Origin of the sequence: Streptomyces sp. GMY02, assembly GCF_019056675.1 — a bacterium.
Lineage (GTDB): Bacteria > Actinomycetota > Actinomycetes > Streptomycetales > Streptomycetaceae > Streptomyces > Streptomyces odonnellii.
The window spans coordinates 1187573-1204017 of the sequence record NZ_CP077658.1 but is presented as its reverse complement, the minus strand read 5'-3'; the positions used below and the strand labels follow the sequence as shown (position 1 = coordinate 1204017).

General features: G+C 69.4%; 12 protein-coding genes. 8 read left to right on the top strand and 4 right to left on the bottom strand.

What is annotated here, in order from left to right:
- Positions 1-237: 237 nt before the first annotated feature.
- On the top strand, positions 238-1407 hold the full coding sequence (locus tag KQY30_RS04980; RefSeq protein ID WP_367997393.1) for an acyltransferase family protein: 1170 nt from the start codon (positions 238-240) through the stop codon (positions 1405-1407).
- 25 nt (positions 1408-1432) lie between these two features.
- Here KQY30_RS04980 and KQY30_RS04975 read toward each other — a convergent pair whose 3' ends face one another.
- Positions 1433-2329, bottom strand: coding sequence for a polysaccharide deacetylase family protein (locus KQY30_RS04975; protein ID WP_217305741.1), 897 nt, complete (start codon positions 2327-2329; stop codon positions 1433-1435).
- Positions 2330-3109: 780 nt separating this feature from the next.
- Between KQY30_RS04975 and KQY30_RS04970 the strand changes: the two genes are divergently transcribed.
- From KQY30_RS04970 to KQY30_RS04955, 4 genes are all read left to right on the top strand, one after another.
- Positions 3110-3331, top strand: coding sequence for a type A2 lantipeptide (locus KQY30_RS04970; protein ID WP_217305740.1), 222 nt, complete (start codon positions 3110-3112; stop codon positions 3329-3331).
- Between the two features lie 145 nt (positions 3332-3476).
- Complete coding sequence (locus KQY30_RS04965; protein ID WP_217305739.1) at positions 3477-4283, top strand: HlyD family efflux transporter periplasmic adaptor subunit; 807 nt, start codon at positions 3477-3479, stop codon at positions 4281-4283.
- Positions 4280-6544: an NHLP family bacteriocin export ABC transporter peptidase/permease/ATPase subunit gene (locus tag KQY30_RS04960; RefSeq protein WP_217305738.1), complete on the top strand. Its 2265-nt coding sequence runs from the start codon at positions 4280-4282 to the stop codon at positions 6542-6544. The genes KQY30_RS04965 and KQY30_RS04960 overlap by 4 nt, the downstream gene beginning before the upstream one ends.
- 1 nt (position 6545) lies before the next feature.
- Positions 6546-9518 carry an NHLP bacteriocin export ABC transporter permease/ATPase subunit gene (locus tag KQY30_RS04955; protein WP_254406948.1) on the top strand — a complete coding sequence of 991 codons (2973 nt, stop codon included), beginning with the start codon at positions 6546-6548 and terminating at the stop codon, positions 9516-9518.
- A 59-nt stretch (positions 9519-9577) separates the two neighbouring features.
- Here KQY30_RS04955 and KQY30_RS04950 read toward each other — a convergent pair whose 3' ends face one another.
- Positions 9578-12493 carry a LuxR family transcriptional regulator gene (locus KQY30_RS04950; RefSeq protein ID WP_217305736.1) on the bottom strand — a complete coding sequence of 972 codons (2916 nt, stop codon included), beginning with the start codon at positions 12491-12493 and terminating at the stop codon, positions 9578-9580.
- A gap of 332 nt (positions 12494-12825) precedes the next feature.
- Between KQY30_RS04950 and KQY30_RS04945 the strand changes: the two genes are divergently transcribed.
- The gene (locus tag KQY30_RS04945; protein ID WP_217305735.1) at positions 12826-13548 is read left to right on the top strand and encodes a hypothetical protein; all 723 of its coding nucleotides are present in this window, start codon (positions 12826-12828) and stop codon (positions 13546-13548) included.
- A 201-nt stretch (positions 13549-13749) separates the two neighbouring features.
- Here the strand turns inward: KQY30_RS04945 and KQY30_RS04940 are convergent, their stop codons facing one another.
- The gene (locus KQY30_RS04940) at positions 13750-14127 is read right to left on the bottom strand and encodes a MerR family transcriptional regulator (protein WP_217305734.1); all 378 of its coding nucleotides are present in this window, start codon (positions 14125-14127) and stop codon (positions 13750-13752) included.
- A gap of 127 nt (positions 14128-14254) precedes the next feature.
- Between KQY30_RS04940 and KQY30_RS04935 the strand changes: the two genes are divergently transcribed.
- On the top strand, positions 14255-15328 hold the full coding sequence (locus tag KQY30_RS04935) for an alkene reductase (RefSeq protein ID WP_217305733.1): 1074 nt from the start codon (positions 14255-14257) through the stop codon (positions 15326-15328).
- Between the two features lie 7 nt (positions 15329-15335).
- Here KQY30_RS04935 and KQY30_RS04930 read toward each other — a convergent pair whose 3' ends face one another.
- Positions 15336-15896: a cysteine hydrolase family protein gene (locus KQY30_RS04930; protein ID WP_217305732.1), complete on the bottom strand. Its 561-nt coding sequence runs from the start codon at positions 15894-15896 to the stop codon at positions 15336-15338.
- An 88-nt stretch (positions 15897-15984) separates the two neighbouring features.
- Here KQY30_RS04930 and KQY30_RS04925 point away from each other — a divergent pair, with 88 nt between their 5' ends.
- Positions 15985-16431, top strand: a complete 447-nt coding sequence (locus KQY30_RS04925) for a MarR family winged helix-turn-helix transcriptional regulator (protein WP_217305731.1) — start codon at positions 15985-15987, stop codon at positions 16429-16431.
- The last annotated feature ends 14 nt before the right edge of the window (positions 16432-16445 follow it).

Genomic DNA, 16445 nt, shown 5'->3' with positions numbered 1-16445 from the left:
TTGATACTCCCCGATTCGTATGGGTTTGGTGCACTTGCGTCAAGCCCCGGTTCAGATACGGACTCATATGCGTACACGTACCGCGACGGCCACCGGGACAGCGTCCGCCGCCCTGCTGCCAACCGCTCTCGCCGCTCCCAGGGCGCGGGCGGTGGACAACCGGCCATCACCGATCGCCGTCCGCACACCGGGTTCCGCGACGCGGACGAGCAGACGCTGATGCGGGGGGTGGGCGGGATGCCGGAGACACCCACGCTGGAGCTGCCGCGCGCGGTGGTCCCGCGCCGGCCGCGGCCCGCCACGGCGAAGGAGGCGCAGCCCGCGGTTCCCGGGCGGAAGGACCGTCGGCTGTACGCCATCGACGGCCTGCGCCTGCTCGCCGCCCTGATGGTGGCCGTACACCACTACGCCGGCACCTACCGGGTCAACCAGCCCGGCAACGCGATCTGGGACCGGCCGACGTCCGACATCATGCCCACGGTGTTCCGGTTCGCCGCCTACGGCTGGATCGGCGTCGAGATCTTCTTTGTGATCAGCGGCTTTGTGATCTGCATGTCGTGCTGGGGCCGTACCCCGCGGCAGTTCTTCGTCTCGCGGGTGATCCGGCTCTACCCGGCGTACTGGTTCGCCATCGTCCTCACCACGGGCTTCCTCGTCGCACTGCCCGGCGTGTGGGAGCGCCAGCAGATGCGCAAGATCCTGCTCAACTTCACCATGCTTCAGTCCGGTGCGGGCATGCCGAACGTCGACGGCGTGTACTGGACCCTCTGGTCGGAGCTGCGTTTCTACCTGCTCTTCCTGGTCGTCGTCGCCACGGGCCTGACGTACCGCAAGGTCGTGACGTTCTGCTGTGTGTGGGGCGTCGCGGCGATGCTCGCACCGGCGTCGGGCTTCCGCTTGCTGGTACTGGTCGCGAACCCGGACGGCGCCTGGTACTTCATCGCGGGGCTGGCGCTCTACCTCATGCACCGGTTCGGCCAGGACCTGCTGCTGTGGGGCATCCTCGGCATGGCATGGCTGATGGGCCAACTGGAGCTGGGGAGCCGCATCGACGAGGTCGAGCGGGTCTCCAGTTGGCGGGGAAGTGTGCTGATCTTCAGCGGATTCTTGCTGATCATGGTCGCGATCGCGACCGGCCTGACCGACCGCGTCCGAGGGAAGTGGCTCGTCACCGCCGGCGCGCTGACGTACCCCTTCTACCTCATCCACTACGCGGCCGGTACGACACTGATCAACCGCCTGCGCGACACCCTGGACGCCCGCCTGCTGGTCCTGACCCTGATCGCCGGCTTCCTGGCCCTGAGCTGGCTGATCCACCGCTTCGTTGAACGACCGGTGGCAGGAATGCTGAAGAGAGGCCTGGACAAGTCCTTCGCGCGCCAACGGAACGCCACAGACATGGCATGACCCGGGACGGGGGACGCGTGATCGGTTATCGGCAACTGGCGTTGCGGGACCAGACTTGCTGGATCGTCCGGTAGTCGATCACGGTTATGTCTTCCTGCTGGAGAACGTCACGGGCCTGCGGCGATGTCAGGAACTCGTAGTCCGTCCGGCGCACGGCCCAGCCATCGTCGATGCCCCGCGACTCCTCATCTCCCAGACCGGGGTGGACCGCCCATTCGTTGAGCCCGGCAGGCAGGTCGCGCAGCATCTGAGCGTATCGGGCCGCCTTTCCTTCGATGTCGAGGGAGAAGCTGTCCAGGAACTCGTTGTCCGTGACCGGCAGCCCACGTTGACGCATTCTCTGGTGCCCAGGTTCCAGCCAGACCCGGACCGAGAGTCCGTACTCGGCTGCCAGCGCAACGGTCAGATCGAGGATGTCGTTGCGGCCGCCGTCGGCCAGGCAATGGAAGTCCAGATGAGTCGGTGTCAGCCCGGCGAGGGCGACAGCGTCGATCTGGGCACGGAACTCGAGTTCGATCTCATCGAGCCGTGCCTGACCGAGGAGGGCCGCCCGTGCGGCGGGTGTCGGAGGGAACAGTGCGCCTGCGGGGTCCAGCAGTGACGGAACTTGTTCCCGGGAGGCCATCGGCCCCCATCGGATGCCGGGCATGTCGCACACCAGGGTGAGGTGGATTCCGAACGGGATCTGCGGCCGTCGTCCGAGCAGTTCCATGGCCTGCGACGCAGCGGGACACGGGACCATCAGGCTGCACGAACTGGCGATGCCCTCCTCGATCGACTCGATCACTGCGGCGTTGATCGCCGGATACATCCCGAAGTCATCGCAGTTGACGATCAGCAGCCGGGCATCGGGCGGATACCCGAGCAACTCACTCGACTGCTCTGCAGGCGTGACGGCCACGGGATCGGTGGTTTCATCCATACCCGCAGTGTGCGGCCCGGCCAGACGTCTTGCACGGGAATATGACCGCCTCGGACCGCCGCTGCAACCAGTCCTTGTTTCGCGCGGCATCAGGCGTCCGATGCGAAAGCTATTTCCGGGGCGGTGGAATTCCGGTCGGCGGGCGGACGGGGAGTTTTCGCGGCGCCGGGTCCGTGGGCCGGTGGCGGTCCAGTCCTCGCGTGGTACGGACCGGACCGTGGCTCGGTCGGGGCATCGCGGGTGGCGCGCCCCCAAGTACGTGCAATACCCCGAGGTATGCCGGTAAAGGCCCCATTCATCGCTACGCCAGGCATCCCGACACCATGCCGAATTACTCACCGTACTTCCTTGTACTTCGCCGTACATTGCCGCACACGTCGCACATCACTGCACGTCACCGCAGCGCGCAGCCCCGAACGTGGCGCGTCGTGATGTGACGCGCATAGACGGCCGGTCGATGAATCTGCACACCGAATACTCAGGCAACACGCCCCCTCCCCGGGCGGTTCACCCGCGTCGGGCGGTCTCCGGGGGCACGGGTGCGGGAATGTCGTGTTCGTGGGCAGTGACATTTCGGACGGCGAATGTTCAATCTGCCCGTCGTGTGAAGGAGCTGCCACCACTTGATGGACATGTGCGCACGCCTGCCTCATCGGGCGCCGGAATGCTCGCCGTCACCCGCGCTCGGATTGGCTGCCCCGCTCGGCTTTGTGCTTTGATCCATCGCACTGCGGGAGACCGCAGCAATTCCGAATTACGCACACGAAGGGCACCCACATCATGAACAACACCCCCCAGGTCGCCACCCAGGAAATCTCCGACGCCGACCTGGACAACGTGTCCGGTGGTCTCCTCGGCGGCGTGATCGGCACCGCGGTCGGCACCGTCGACTCCATCGCTCCCATCTCGGTCTCCGGCACCGTAGGTGTGGTCGCCGGCACCGTTGACACCGTCGCCGGCGTCAGCACGTCCGGTGTCCTGGGTGCCGTCGGCGGTCTCTAGGACTCCCCTTCAGACGGACCTCTGATTCAGACAGACTTCTGAGACCGCATCACATGCAGTGTGTCCCGGACCCGCCGCCAAGGATCCGGGACACACGGCCGTCGAGCGACGGCCGTCGACGGAAAAGTGTTGAGGGAAGAGCGTCGTGCAGTTTCGTCAGCAGGCCCTTTCCAAGTTGCAGTCGCCCGAGGAGATCGATCTGCCGGTGCGCTACGCCCGGCCCCGGGGCGGCCTCGTGCTCGCCGTCACCGTCGTGGCGATGATCGCCGCCGGAGTCTGGGCCGTGACCGGCACCGTGTCGTCCACGGTCAACGCGCCCGGAATCCTCACCCACGTACAGGGCAGTTATGTCCTGCAGAGCCCGGTCGCCGGCCAGGTCACCGACGTACTCGCCGAGGAGGGCCAACGCGTCGCCGCCGACGCGCCGCTGCTCAAGGTCCGTACGGCACAGGGGAACAGCGTCGTGCGCACCATTGCCGCGGGCCGGCTGACCACACTGGTCGCCTCGATCGGCTCCGTGGTCACCACCGGAGCGGACGTGGCAGCCGTGGAGCGCTTCGACCGCGCGGACGATCCCCTCATCGCGGTGCTGTACATGCCCATGGGCAACGGGGCGTCCGTTCCGGTGGGCGCCGCCGTGGATCTCACCCTCCAGTCGGTGCCGGCACAGCAGTACGGGGTGCTGCGCGGGCGGGTCGAGGCGGTGGGCCGTACCCCCCAGACCCGCCAGCGGATCGGCGGTTTCCTCGGCAACAGCCAGCTCGGCGAGCAGTTCTCGAAGGACGGCCAGCCGATCGCCGTCGTGGTACGGCTCCAACGGTCCTCCGCCACCGCCTCGGGCTACACCTGGTCGTCCTCCGGCGGCCCGCCCTACGCGATCGACTCCATGACCCTCGCCACCGGCTCCGTCCATGTGGCCGAGCAGCATCCGATCGATTGGCTGCTTCCATGAGCACGCGGCAGCAACTGCCACCGGCCGGACGCGGCCGGCACCGCCCCGAGAGCGCGCAGGCCCCCCGGCGCGGTGCGCGCCGCGCCTCTCCCCAGGCCAAGGCCAAGAAGCGGAAGCCCGTCCGTACCCCCACCGTGCTCCAGATGGAGGCGCTGGAGTGCGGCGCCGCCTCGCTCGCGATGGTCCTGGCCCACCACGGCCGGCACGTACCGCTGGAAGAGCTGCGCATCGCGTGCGGAGTCTCCAGGGACGGCTCGCGCGCGAGCAACCTCCTGAAGGCCGCGCGCAGTTACGGTCTCCGGGCCAAGGGGATGCAGATGGAACCGGGAGCGCTCGCGGAGGTACAGGCTCCGGCGATCCTGTTCTGGGAGTTCAACCACTACGTCGTCTACGACGGTACGGGGCGCCGCTTCGGCCGCAAGGGCGTACACATCAACGACCCCGACAAGGGACGGCGCTTCGTCGCCCCCGAGGACTTCGACACCAGCTTCACCGGCGTGGCACTGGTCTTCGAGCCGACAGCCGCCTTCCGTACGGGCGGCCGCAAGCCGGGCATCATGAGCGCCCTGCCCGCGAGGCTGCGCGGTACGGGATCCACACTGCTGGCAGCGCTGTTGGCCAGTCTGCTGCTCGTCGCGGTCGGCGCCGCCGTGCCCGCGCTGAGCCGTACGTACATCGACATGTTCCTGATCGGCCGTCAGTCATCGGTGCTCGGAACGCTGTTCGCCTCCATGGCCGCGATGGTCGCCCTCACCGCCGTACTGACCGGACTGCAACAGGCCAATCTGCTGCGGGGCCGCATCATCTCCTCCACGCTGAGCAGCGCCAGGTTCCTGCGCCATCTGCTGCGCCTGCCGGTGACGTTCTTCGCGCAGCGCAGCCCCGCCGATCTGGTCCAGCGGCTCCAGTCCAACGACGTGGTGGCGGAGACACTGGCCCGGGATCTCGCCGCCGCGGCCGTGGACGGGGTCGTGGTGATCCTCTACGCCGTGCTGCTCTGGACGTACGATCCCCAGCTCACCGTCATCGGTGTGCTGATCGCCCTGCTCAACGTGGTCGCCATGCGGGTCGTGATCCGGCTGCGCGCCACCCACACCCACAAGCTGCGCGCGGACAGCGCCCGGCTGACCAACACCTCGTACACCGGCCTCCAGTTGATCGAGACCATGAAGGCCACCGGTGGCGAGAGCGGTTACTTCCGGCGCTGGGCCGGCCAGCACGCCACCACACTTGACGAGCAGCAGCGACTCGGTGTGCCCGGCGCGTTCCTGGCCGTCGTCGCGCCGCTGCTCGCGACCTTCAACAGTGCGCTGATCCTCTGGATCGGCGGGCTGCGGGCCGTGGAGGGCCATATCTCGATCGGTCTGCTCGTCGCCTTCCAGGCCTTGGTGACGCGCTTCACCGCGCCGATCACCCGGCTGAACGGTGTGGCGGGCCGGGTCCAGGACTTCGCGGCCGATGTGGCGCGGCTGAAGGACGTCGAGAGTTTCCCGGCCGACGCACTGTACTCACGGGAACAGCCGGACGCGAGCACACGCAGGCTCACGGGCCATGTGACGCTTGAGAACATCACATTCGGCTACAGCCCGCTGGACAAGCCACTGCTCACCGGCTTCTCCCTGTCGGTGGGCCCCGGCCGGCAGGTCGCGCTCGTCGGCGGGTCGGGCAGCGGCAAGTCCACCGTCTCCCGTCTGATCTCCGGGCTCTACAGCCCCTGGGAAGGCACGATCCGGATCGACGGACAGCGACTCGACGACATCTCCCGCAGCGCCCTGGCCGCCTCCGTCTCCTTCGTCGACCAGGACGTCTTCCTCTTCGAGGGCACGGTCCGCGACAACGTGGCGCTGTGGGACCCGTCGATACCGGACGAGGCCGTGATCAACGCCCTGCGGGACGCCGAGCTGTACGACGTGATCGCCCGGCGTCCCGACTCCATCCACAGCCGGGTCGAGCAGGACGGACGTAATTTCTCCGGCGGGCAGCGGCAGCGGCTGGAGATCGCCAGGGCGCTGGTCAGGCGGCCCAGTGTGCTGGTCCTGGACGAGGTGACGAGCGCGCTGGACGCGGAGACCGAGCGCGTCATCATCGACAATCTGCGGCGGCGCGGATGCGCGTGTGTGGTGATCGCGCACCGGCTGTCCACCGTACGGGACAGCGACGAGATCGTGGTCCTGGACCATGGCGCGGTCGTCGAGCGCGGGCGGCACGAAGAGCTGGTCGCCGCCGGAGGTCCGTACGCCGAGCTGGTCAAGGAGCACTGACGTGTCGTCCGTACGTCCCACGGACCAGCAGGGCGCGGGGCCGGAACCGGGCGGCGCCGACCCGGTGATCCTCGCGCTGGGCGGTCTCGGCGCACCTGTCGACTGCGCGGGGCTGCGCAGTGTGCCGCTGGAGGGGCCGCACATGCTGTGGCTCGTCCTCGGCGGAGCCCTGGACCTGTTCGCCGTGGGCGTGGCGGAGAAGGGACAGGGACACTGGCACTTCCTCGGCCGTCTCGAAGCGGGGACGCTGCTGCTCGGGCCCGTCGAGGGGCCCGCGCACACACTGCTCGGCAGACCCTCGCAGGACTGCCTGCTGCGCAGGATCCCGCTCCGCGAGCTCCACCGGCCGGAGTACGAGTACGAGCACCGGCCCGAGCACGGGAATCACGGGGGCCACGGCCAGTACGACACTTACGGCCAGGCGTACGGGGATCCTCACACGTACGCGGGTACTTACGCGTACGAGGGTGCTCACGGACCGCACGCGCCCCTGGAGCACGCCTTCGCTCTCGGTGTCGGCCGCGGTTTCGGTGTCCTTTTCGAGGCACCCCTCGACGGCCGTTCCGCGATCGACGAGGCCGTGGCCGACGACGACGTCCTGTGGATGCCGGTCCCCGAGGGCAGTGTGCGCTACGGCGGCTCGTACAGCGCGGAGGCGGCGGGCGATCTGCTCGTCGACGGCACGATGTGGCAGGGGATGGTCGACCGGCAGTTCCGGCTGCTGTCCGCCGTGGACCGCTGGATCGAACGGGTGGAGCGCGCCCACGAGGACCTTACGGCCGCCGGCATCAAGGCGGGCGAGGCGGCCGGAGCACGGGCCGACCAGGCACTGCTGGCCTCCATCGGCAGGCCGGAGCGGGCCGGACGGAGTGCCGCGGGCGGTGACGGAAGCGATGACGACGCGACGTACGCCGTCTGCCGTCTGGTCGCCGAGGCGTCGGGCATCACCCTGTCCGGACCCCCGAAGGGCGGTGCGGCCGGTGCCGCCGACGGAGCGCGTGACGCACGCGTCTCCCTCGTCGAGCGCGTCGCCGTCACCTCCCGGATCCGTACCCGCGCCGTACGGCTGGATGGGCGATGGTGGCGGACGGACACCGGTCCCATGGTCGGCCATTGGGGCAAGTCGGGCGCGCCGGTCGCACTGCTGTGGCGCCGGGGCGGGTACGAGGCGGTGAACCCGGCATCGGGGCTGCGGCTGCGTATCGGCTCCGCCAACGCGGCCGAACTCGAAGCGCGGGCCGTGATGTTCTACCGTCCGCTCCCCGAACAGCCCCTGACGCTCTGGCGGTTGTTCCGTTTCAGCCTGCGTGGCACCCGCACGGAGATGCGCCATCTGCTCCTCGCCGGGCTGGTCACGGTCGGGCTCGGCGGCCTCGTACCCATCGCCACCGGCCAGGTGCTCGGTGTGTACGTACCGAACGCCGAGAACAGCCTCATCGTCCAGGTGTCACTGGCGCTCATGGTCACCGGTGTCGTCTCCGCCGCGTTCATGCTGCTGCAGAATCTCACCATCCTGCGGATCGAGGGCCGGATCGAGAGCTCGCTGCAACCCGCCGTCTGGGACCGGCTGTTGCGGCTGCCGACGAAGTTCTTCACCGAGCGCTCCACCGGGGAGCTGGCCAGTGCGGCGATGGGCATCAGCGCGATCCGCCGGGTGCTGTCCGGCACCGGCCCGGTGGCCGTGCAGGCGGGCACGGTCGGTGTGATGAATCTCGGACTGCTCCTCTTCTACAACGTGCCGCTGGCCCTCGCGGCGGTCGCGATGCTGATCGTCATCGGCGCGGTGTTCCTCGCGATGGGCCTGTGGCAGCTCCGCTGGCAGCGACGGCTCATCGAACTCGGCAACAAGCTCAACAACCAGGCGTTCCAGACCCTGCGCGGCCTTCCCAAGCTGCGCGTGGCTGCCGCCGAGAGCTTCGCGTACGCCGCGTGGGCACGCGAGTTCGCCCGCTCCCGCGAGCTTCAGCAGCGGACGGGCAGGATCAAGAACCTGACTACCGTTCTCGACGCCGTCTATCTGCCGCTGTGTTCGTTCATCATGTTCGTGCTCCTCGCGGGACCGGCTCGCGGCAGCATGTCGGCGGGTGCGTTCCTGACCTTCAGCACGTCGGTGACCATGCTGCTCACATCGGTCACCCAGATCACCGGCGCCCTGATCTCCGGCGCTGCGGCACTGCCCCTGTTCGAGCAGGTCAGGCCGATCCTGGACGAGCAGCCGGAGGTACGGGGCGGCAGCGCGCAACCCGGTGTGCTGTCGGGTGCCGTAGCGGCCAGGAATCTCTCCTTCCGCTACACCGACGACGGCCCGCTGGCTCTCGACGACGTGTCGGTGGAGGTCGGGCCCGGCGAGTTCGTGGCGGTCGTCGGCCCGAGCGGATGCGGCAAGTCGACACTGCTGCGCCTGCTCATCGGCTTCGACAAACCACTGTCCGGCAGTGTTCTCTACGACGGCCAGGACCTCGCGGCCCTCGACCAGGCCGCCGTACGACGTCAGTGCGGGGTCGTCCTGCAGAACGCGCAGCCGCTCACCGGATCGATCCTGGACTGCATCTGCGGCGCCGAGGCCTTCACCCAGGAGGAGGTGTGGGAGGCGGCGGAAATGGCGGGCCTGGCCGAGGACATCAGGCGAATGCCGATGGGACTGCACACCATGATCGCAGGCGGTGGCGCGATTTCGGGAGGCCAGCGGCAGCGGCTGATGATCGCCCAGGCGCTGATCCGCCGGCCGCGCATCCTGTTCTTCGACGAGGCCACCAGCGCGCTGGACAACGAGACGCAGCGCGTCGTGGTCGAGAGCACCCGCAAGCTCAGCGCCAGCCGACTGGTCATCGCCCACCGGCTGACCACGGTCATGGACGCGGACCGTGTGATCGTCATGTCGGACGGTCGCGTGGTCGAGCAGGGTCCGCCGGCCACCTTGCTGGCGGACCCGGCCGGCCGGCTGTACGAGCTGGTGCGACGGCAGATGACGTGAGGGGGCATACGGGCCGGCCGTGACGGCTTGTGCGCCCCGAGATCGGTGGACTTCGGCCGTCAGCGGTCCCCGAACTCGCCACCGGTTTCGGTTGTCTTGGTGGTTTCGGCAGTTTGGGCGGTCTCGGTGGCTTCAGTGGTTTCGGAGAGGCCGAGAGCGAGGACGTTACGGAGTTCCCGTCGGTTCGTCACACCGGTCTTGCGGTAGACGCGGTACAGATGGTTGTCGACGGTACGCACCATGATGCCGAGTCGGCTCGCGATCTGCCGGCTGCTCTGTCCGTCGGCGGCGAGGCGTGCGATGTCCCGTTCCCTGTCGGTCAGTTCGGGGGTCCAGCAGGCGAGGACGGCGGGTGTCATCACACCTTCGCAGTGTCGCGCGAGCTGAAGGCAGCGGTCGGCGGCGCGTTGTGCCCGGACCGTGCTCCCGTTGCGCAACCACAGGCGAGCCGCGTGCGCTGCGGCCTCGGCCGCGTGCAGGTGCATGCCGGCGGTCTGGAACGAGGCGCAGACCTGCTCCAGGGCGGACGCGTCGCGGCCGGCGAAAGCACCGGCGTGTTCGGCGTAGATCCCGATGTGCGGGGTGTCGGAGACGGCGGCTAGCTCGGCGAGCCGGCGGGAGACGGCCGCGGACTGACCGAGACGCACCGGCAGGTGCAGCAACTCCGCCTCCCACAGCAGGGCCTGCTCCTGCCGGGCGTCGTCGGCCGTGCGCACCGCCTGGCGCGCGGCGTCGCGAAGGCGGCCCCGGGCCGCCAGGATCCATGGCTGAGCCATCCGGAAGGCCAGGGTGTGGAGGATGCGGTAGGACTCCACATGGGCAAGATGCGCCTGGTCGAGCAGCGTCTGGGCCTCGGCGGCATTGCCGGTCATCGCCTCGACGGTGGCCCACTCACCGAACAGCAGGGCCTGCTGGCCCCAGGTGGAGTCGTCCCGCAGTATGGAGGCCGCCTCTCGCATGTGCCGCCGGGCGGACCGTAACCGTCCGCGGCGCGCGGCGACCCTGCCGAGGTAGAACCGCCAAGCCCCCTGGCTCCCCACCCAGTTGGACTCCAGCGCCTGGTCGTACTGTGCGGTGGCGGTCGCCTCGGCCTCACCCAGCCGTCCCGAGAACGCCTGGGCGTTGCACAGCCAGCTCAGCAGACCGGCGTGCAGGAAGGGAATGTCGTTCTCGCCCGACAAGATCCGCAAAGCCGATTCGATCAGCCGTAACGCGGCGTCCGTCCGCGCATGGCAGAAATGATCGATGCACTCGGCGTACAGCACCCTGACCGTCGTCCCCGGGCCCGGTGACGCGCACTGCCGGGCGCGCGCGACAGCCTGTGTGTACGCCGGCCAGTCGGCCTGCGTCGCGAGCAGTACGGCTTGCAGCGCGGCCAGTTCCGCGCACGCGGTCTCATCGGTCATCGCCTCCTCCGTACGGCGCAGCAGTTCCACGGCGTCGGCGGGGCGGTCGAGGGAGAGATACATGTTGGCGGCCCGCAGTTGCACCGACTGCACCTGCTCGCGCTCGGGCGTGATGGTCCGCGACAGTCCGCTGTGGACCTGCTCCGCCCGTACACCGTCCCCGGTATAGCCGAGCGCGGCGGCCAGCGCCCGCTGGGCCGGCGCACCGCCACCGGCGTCGCACGCCGCTCGCGCCAGTCGTGCCGCCAGGGTGAAGTCCATGGTCAGTACGGCGTGTTCGGCCGCGGAGAGCAGGAACCGCGGATCGGTGAGATCACCGGCCTCCAGACGCCAGCCGCCGACCCGGGCCGGATCCTCGCGCCGGCGCATGCCCGTGCGCTCGACCGCCTCGGCCAGATCCCGGCAGTGGCGGCGCCACCGGTGAGGGGGCGTCCGCCGGCGCAGCACCTCGCCGTACAGGGGATGAGCAAGCCGTACCTGGCTGCGCCAGCCGTCCTTCTCGCCGACGATCAGCTCGCGGCGGTCGAGTTCGTCCATGACCGCTGCGCCGGTGAGCTGTTCGAAAACCGTCACGCCGAGGGGTTCCCCCAGCGCCATGAGTTCCGCGGCGCGCTGTACCGGAGCGGAGAGCTGCCCGATACGCCGGCTCACCAGATCGACCAGTCGTGTGCTGAGCTGGAACGGCCCGTGCCAGCGCCATACCCCACCGACGACCGCCAGCGTTTCGGAGGCGAGTCCCGCGTCGACGAGTTGCTGGAGCCACAGCACATTGCCGCCGCTGCACTGCCACAGCCTGTGCGCGGTCGCGGTCTGCACCTGCCCGCGCAGCGTACGTTCCAGCAGGCGGCTGACGGAGTCCGGGGATAGCGGTGGAAGTTCGACCCGGTTCGCGTAGTTTCCGCGTATCAACGCCTCGACGGCGTCGGGCATCGGCACACCGGAGCGGCCGGTGAGGACGATCCGTACACTGCCGTTCGCGCCGCCGTGTGTGCCGCCATGCGCGCTGTCGTGCGGGCCGCCGTGCATGCCACTCCGTACGGCGAGGTGCAGCAGGAGGGAAGCCGAACCGTCGTCGAGCAGATGCACGTCGTCGACGAGCAGGATCCGCTGTCCGTCGCCGATGCCGGCGAGCAGCCCGTCGGCGAGGACCCGCAGCAGATTGGGACGCCCGCCGGCCGTGGGCAACGTTGCCGGCAACAGATGCGCCAAGGCGCCGAAGGGAATGCGCGCGACGCTTTCGGTGGCCGACGCGGTCAGTAATCGCTCCGCGGACGCGGCAATTCCGGTTTCGGCCTTGGCTTCGGTTCCGGACAGCAGCTCCCGGGCCATACGTGTCTTGCCGACACCGACGGGCCCCGTGATCAGCAGCACGGGACGGGCCGAGTGCTCCATCAGCGATGTCAGCTCGGCCAGCGTTCCGTCGCGGCCCGTGAACGGCCAGGAGGGCGAGAAGGGTGAAAGGGGCGAGAGAGGCGAGGGCGGATGGATCTCGCCCGGGGGAGATCCGGGGGAACGGATTTCGTGTGCGGAAGGTTCCGGCGATATCGGACGCCCTAACCGGTCTTCCATCGGAAGCCCTCCGTGTGGATCAGCCCCACCCGCCGGCCCCGCTGGTCCGGCGCTGCCGGGCTGAGTATCGCATTACTCACGACATGAAACCGCCGCATGGATAGGTTTCACACCGCCCGCGTCCAGTGGCGCTCCCAGTGGAATTCGACCGGCCCCGCATCACCTGTTCTGGCTGCGAATCGCCCCTCGCGGAATGGCGAGAAATCGCCGCAGTGCTTTTTGAGACCGCGGTGGCCGATATCGGCCACCGCGTTTGACGGACCGACCAAGGAGAACACATGCATGGCAGAGGAAAAGGCAGAAGAAGTACGGCCAGCGGTTCCGTGAATACCGTGGAGAATGCCGTGGGGAAAGCCGGCTCCGGCTTCTTGCGGCGCGTACTGGCAGGGCTGATCGCGGGCGTGGCGCTGCTCACGGGGCTGGTGGTGACGGGCCCGTCGGCCATGGCGGCCGACCTGCCGTACGGTCCGTACACCTGCGCGTCGGGTTATGTGTGGCGGGAGGCGGTCCCGTCCGACCTGGTCTGTGTGACACCGCAGATCCGCTCCCAGATCACTTCGGAGAACGCGCTGGGCCCGTCCCGCCGTGAGCCGAACGGCGGCATCTACGGCCCGGACACCTGCAAGCCGGGCTTCGTCTGGCGCGAGACACGGCCCACGGACCACGTCTGCGTACCGCCCGCGAGCCGCGACCAGGCCCGCGCCGACAACGCCAACGCTCCGTGGCGGCTGGCGGACCCGGGCGCGACGCCGCGCGGCGGGGTGTCCGTCTCCACCACGTTCCACCAACTGGGCGGCTATCTGTACGCCACCGGCAGCGGGCTCAGCCCGAACGGCGTGGTGCGGTTCTACGCGGTCGGCATCAACACGGTCGCGCCCTACTCGCTGGGCTCACTGAATGTCAGCGCCTCCGGCACCGTGCCGGGCTGGCAGTACGTCGCGGACATCAGGTGCCGGGGCGGACAGACGCAGCCTGCCACCATCGTGGTCCTCGACCAGAGCTCCGGCCTGGTCACCACCGGCGGCACCACGGACGCGTTCCGCCACTGCGGCTGAGCCGGCGCTCGCGCCGAAGGTCGCGAGCAGTGTGCGGGCGTGGGCGCTGTGCGAGTGCGTGCGTGCGTGTACGAACGGCCGGGCGCGGCGCCATCGACGGTGCCGTGCCCGGCCCGGCCACAGGACGCGGGCACGGCGCCGGCGCCTGCCCCCGTCGTACGGGTCCGGGTCCGGCTCCGTCGGCCGGACCGGGACCGGCGGTCAGCCGACCGCGGCCGTCCTCTGCTGCTCCCGGTACGCGCGGGCCGTGGTCATCAGGCCGTCCAGTGCGTCCCTGGTCCGTACGAGTTCCGCGATGTGCGTGGAGAGCCGGTCGCGTTCCTGCGTCATCCGTTCCAGCGCGAAGTCGGAGTTCTGCTCGCTGGGCGCGTCGACGCAGGGCAGCAGTTCGACGATGGTGCGGCTGGACAGACCCGCGGCGTACAGCCGCTGGATGAACGCGACCCGCTCCACCTCGTAATCCGTGTAGTGCCGCTGGCCGCTGGGGCTGCGCGTGCTGGTGACCAGCCCCTGCTCCTCGTAGTAGCGCACGGACCTGACGCTCACTCCGGCCCGCGACGCGAGCTCCCCGATCCGCACAAGCCCCTCCTCGATACGCGCCGTGACGTGTCGCGCGTCACAAGCCTTGCCTCTGACATCGATGTGAGGTTTTAGCGTAGCGGCAGCGCCCGGATCCGGGCGCCGTGGACCTCGAAGGAGTCTTGACGTGACGACCCTTTTCACCAGCCACCGGCTCGGCGGCCTGACGCTGCCCAACCGGGTGGTCATGGCCCCCATGACCCGGGTCCGGGCCGCCGCCGGCGGTCTGGCGACGCCGTCGATGGCCGCGTACTACGCCCAGCGGGCCACGGCCGGGCTGATCGTGAGCGAGGGTGTGCAGCCGAGCCTGATCGGGCAGTCCAACCCGGGAACACCGGGACTGCACACCGACGAGCAGGTCGCCGCCTGGCGCCCCGTGACCGCCGCCGTCCACACCAGCGGCGGGCGGATCTTCGCGCAGATCATGCACGGCGGGCGGGTCTCGCACCCCGACACCACCGGCACGCAGCCGGTCGGGCCCTCCGCCGTACCCGCCGTCGGTGACGTGTTCACCCCGACCGGGCCGCAGCCCGCCCCGGTGCCGCGCGCCCTGGACACCGCCGAGGTACCGGAGCACGCACGGTCGTACGGGCGGGCCGCCCGCAACGCCGTCGACGCGGGCTTCGACGGCGTGGAGCTGCACGGCGCCAACGGTTATCTGATCTCGCAGTTCCTCTCGTCCAACGCGAATCTGCGCACGGACCGTTACGGTGGCCCGGTCGCCAACCGGATCCGCTTCGCCGTGGAGGCCATCGCCGCCACCGTCGAGGCCGTCGGCGCGGCCAGGACCGGCATCCGGCTCTCACCTGGCGGGACATTCTGGGGAGTCGAGGAGACCGATGTCCTTGAGCTCTACTCGGCGCTGCTGGCCGAACTGGCCGGTCTCGGGGTGGTGTACGTACACCTCGAAGCCACCGCCGACGAGGAGTTGCTCATCGCCCTGCGCCGGGCATGGCCGGGCACGCTCATCATGAACCCGGTGCTTCCGATGGGGCCGAAGCAGACCGGCCGGGACGACGCCGACCGCTGGCTCGCGCTGGGCGCCGACCTCATCAGCTTCGGCCGGGGCTTCATCGCCAACCCCGACCTGGTGGAGCGGCTGCGCGGCGGACTGCCGATCGCCCCGGTCGACGAGTCCACGTACTACCAGGGCGGTGACTCGGGCTACTTGACCTACCCGGCCCACCAGTACTCGGCCTGACGCCGGCTCAGAGGGACTTGGCCCACTCGTCCGCGGTGGTGACCTGGGCCTGGCGGGGGAAGACCTTTTCGGTGAGGACGCGGTGGACCTCGGGGTCCTGGTCGGCACAGGCGTCGGCCAGGACGGTGAGACGGTAGTCCAGGTCGGCCGCCTGGCGCAGGGTGGAGAGTACGACGCCGCTGGTGGCGATGCCGGCCAGGACGAGGCTGTCCACACGGGCCGCGCGCAGCAGGACGTCGAGATCGCTGCCGCTGAACGCGCTGACGCGGCGCTTGACGACGACCGGTTCGTCGGGGCGCGGCGCCAGCGCGTCGATCACCTGCGTGGCCGGGCTGTCCTGGGTGAAGGCGTCGCCGGTCTGGGCGAGAGCGCCGAAGGCGCTGTTCGCGGCGGCGGCCTCCGGATAGCCGGGGCGGAAGGCCACCCGTACGAACATCACCGGGACGTCCGCGGCCCGTGTCGCCTCGACGGCGCGGCCGGCCGCCCCGACGACGGAGTCGTTGCCCAGGCGCTCGGTGATGCCGTTCTGGAAGTCCATGACCAGCAGGGCCGTACGGGACTCGGACATGAGGGTTCCTCTCGACAGGGGAGGTGGCTCCGGGGGAGAAGCTCAGTCTAAACTGAACAGTTTGCATTAAACAGTGTAGAGTGAACATATGCAAAATGAAACGAACCCCATCGAGGCCTCGGCGCTCCAGGCGTCCCTGGACCTGCGGGTGGTGGTCGGCCGGCTGCGGCGGCGGATCATGCAGGTGACCGACGGGGAGGACCTGACCCCTTCGCAGGCGTCGGTCCTGATGCGTATCGGCAAGAGCGAAGCGGTCACCGCCGCCGCGCTGGCCACCGCCGAGCACGTACGGCAGCAGTCCATGGCCGTCACCCTGACGTCCCTGCGGAAGCTGGGACTGATCACCCGTACCCCCGACCCCTCCGACGGACGCCGTCAGATCGTCGAGCTGACCGAGGCCGGCCGGGAACGGGTGGAAGGCGCGCGTCAGGCAGGCGTGGAGTGGCTGGCCCGGGCCTTCCAGGACCAGTTCGACGACGCCGAGCGCCGCACCATCGTCGAGGCGGTGCGGCTGCTGGGACGGCTCGCCGACTGATCTCCCGAACCGAC